Origin of the sequence: Shewanella sp. (assembly GCF_051658185.1) — a bacterium.
Classification (GTDB): domain Bacteria; phylum Pseudomonadota; class Gammaproteobacteria; order Enterobacterales; family Shewanellaceae; genus Shewanella.
In genome coordinates this window covers 1-2,737 of sequence record NZ_JBOFMC010000288.1, presented here as the reverse complement: position 1 = coordinate 2,737, position 2,737 = coordinate 1, and the positions used below count along the sequence as shown (strand labels likewise).

Here is a 2,737-nt window from a genome sequence, read left to right as displayed (position 1 = left end):
GTACCCAAATCGATCGATAGATCATTAGAAAAAATGCCACGCAGCTTCTTGAACATGTAACTAGCCTGTATTCTGTGGAGTCAGAAGAAAAGAAAAATCAGCTAACTTTATCAATGCCACCCTGATTCCACAAGACCGTTGAGGTTAACAATCGCTAATGAAGTGATTTTTTTTCAAATGCGTTACCCAAAAGCACTCTTTAACCGAAAAAGCCCCTTTAAAGACGATTATTTCTCCAGCAAAAAACCTAAACACCTACATCTGTGCAACACCAAGTTCAGTAACGAGGCCTCATCACGCCCTTGCGTTGCGCCACAACATGGCGCAGTTTATCGCGCGCCTCGGGCAAAATTCGTCACAATAGATTACTAAAACTAATTAATAACTCTCACGCCAGTAGATAATTTTGTCATGGCCGCGGTAACGCCCAAAAAACGCACTCGCGCGGGGTTCGGCTAATTGCGCCGGCTGATTGCCATTCCAGTTCCAATACCATTCGAGCCACGCGGGCACATCCAGCGGCGCGGTCACTTGGCCACGATAGGGGGCGGCGCCACTGGCCAATGCTCGCCAGAGTAAATCAAATTGCCCCGCCTCAAACGTCGCGGCATGGCCGCTGCGACTGATGCTCTGCCCGGTGCTGAGCGCTGGAGCAAAATGATAGCCAAGGCCAACACTATCGACCTGCGAACCTAAGCTGTAGCTGACGGTGGTACAGCGATCATCCCGATTGAGTATCCAATTCGTGCCATTCCAATATTCCGCTCGGGTCGGCATGTTGAGGATCTCCGTCTCAGGGCCATAGGTGTTATCCATCACCACTCGGCCATGACGCAAGCTTTGAGTCGTGATTTTTTTGGCGGTGCAACTGGTGCAAACGCCCGTAGAGGCCGCATCCATATCGGCTGAGGCGACTGTGCTGTAAAGTCCATTCGGTCTTGAGTCGTTATCCATCAATTGCACACCAATATCGAGCAGTTCAAAGGGACCGTCCTGATACAGATTGGTGACAATATTTGGCGTCACTCGGCTCACGTTAGCGCGGTAAGCGCCATCGACCGTCGCCACGCCTTGGTTCCAACTATTCTTAGTCAACGGCAAGGCGCTTAAACGGCTCTGTAAATCGATACCGTTGTGATTGTTTTCTCCCACCAGTTTTGCCGTGGCAAGTGAAAACGGTGGGAAATAATTTTGCGTTACCGCGCCCGCAATATTGAGGGCCTTGACACTCATCGACATCGGGAAAGATTGATCCATATAGCTAAAGCTGCCGCAGGCGGGCAGGACGGACACATCCCCCACTAAAAACCGGTCGGGCACAAACCGGCCGATATTGGCCGAATACCCCAGCGGAATATTGAGGCTACTTGCCGCCCCTAAATAGTTGGGCGTCGCCTGCGCCGCAATTTGGAACACGCCAACTTCGCTAATGCTTTGATTACTGATGGTATTGAGATTATTAGCCTGCGCGGTGTGATTGTAGGATGCCACGCCTAGCGCGCCATGATGGCCACCGCTGGCGATACTGGGTGCGACAACACGGCTCGCAAGTTGCATTTGCGCATCGCTAAAGTTAGGTGTGGAGACGTTACCGATGCAAAAGTCCGTATCGCCGTCTTTTTCCCAAGCCATGGCTTGGACTGTCATGCCAAAATGTTGCCCCGCTTTACGATAGCTATTACAGCTCATATCTGCACTTGGGCAGCTGGCACTCGCCTCCACGGCTTTAACGCACAATCCCGCAGGCACGCTGACAAACTGATCGGCGCCGGTCATCACGAGATCTTGCTCGTTACCACGACCAATATATTGAGCATCAAGTTGTATTTTCCCGGCATCAGGGTAATTAACTGAAATGCTTGCTTGGCCATTCGTATCGAACAGCAGATTCACGGACGTAGGTGAGGTACTCGCGGTGCCGATGGCCACATTATTAATTGTGATGGCCTTAGGCGTGATAGGCGCGCTGGGGGCGTGATAACTACTCCAAAAATTCAGCGTCTTAGTCTGATTTTGGAAGCTTGGGACACACTGCTGCGTCACATCGGACTTTTTCACCGCCTTGACGAGCACCTCAGCCGGTTTATTGGCCCATTTATCAGGAACATCAAAAACAAAGCCGCTATCGGCAAAGGTCAATGAACAGTTGTTTTCACTCAAACCGCTATTGCCGATACGACACAAGGTCTTACTCAAGGGTTTAGTTGTCGGATTTGAACCTTTTACACCTAAGGTCACCATGCCAGGTGTATTTCGCCTTAATTGCAACTGAGTAGTACCATTGCTAAAGCTCACTTGATTTCCACCAATCCATACGCCTTGAGAGGTGGATTCAGGTAATAAGGTGGCAGTTAAAGGCGCGGTAAATAATTGACTACAACTTGCATTCGCACAGGCTCGAAGAGTCACCACCTGCGGATTACAAGTTAATCCTTGTCCCGTATGATCAAATTCGAAATGGTCAATTTGAGCGCCAATAGGGTTGGACTTCAACGCACATATTTGCACGTTATCAATTTCATGATTGTTATAGGAACCACCAGTTGACCCTGTGAGTGAGAGTAAGAAATTATTGGGAACTGCTGCTTGGCCGGGTTCAGCAAGCGCATTAAAAGCAGGGATCAGCGTGGCAAAACCAGTCCCCGTATTACGCTCAATCGTCACCATCGATTGACCCGATACTTTTGAATCAATGGTGATTTTATATCGATGCGCTGGCGACACATTGTTTTTATCA

At 49.5% G+C, this 2,737-nt stretch carries 1 protein-coding gene; it reads right to left on the bottom strand.

Annotated features, from left to right (window positions below):
• Positions 1-378 precede the first annotated feature (378 nt).
• Positions 379-2,737 (bottom strand): DUF6701 domain-containing protein (locus ACRCZA_RS11115; protein WP_438674502.1); only part of this gene is annotated, 2,359 nt, incomplete at its 5' end.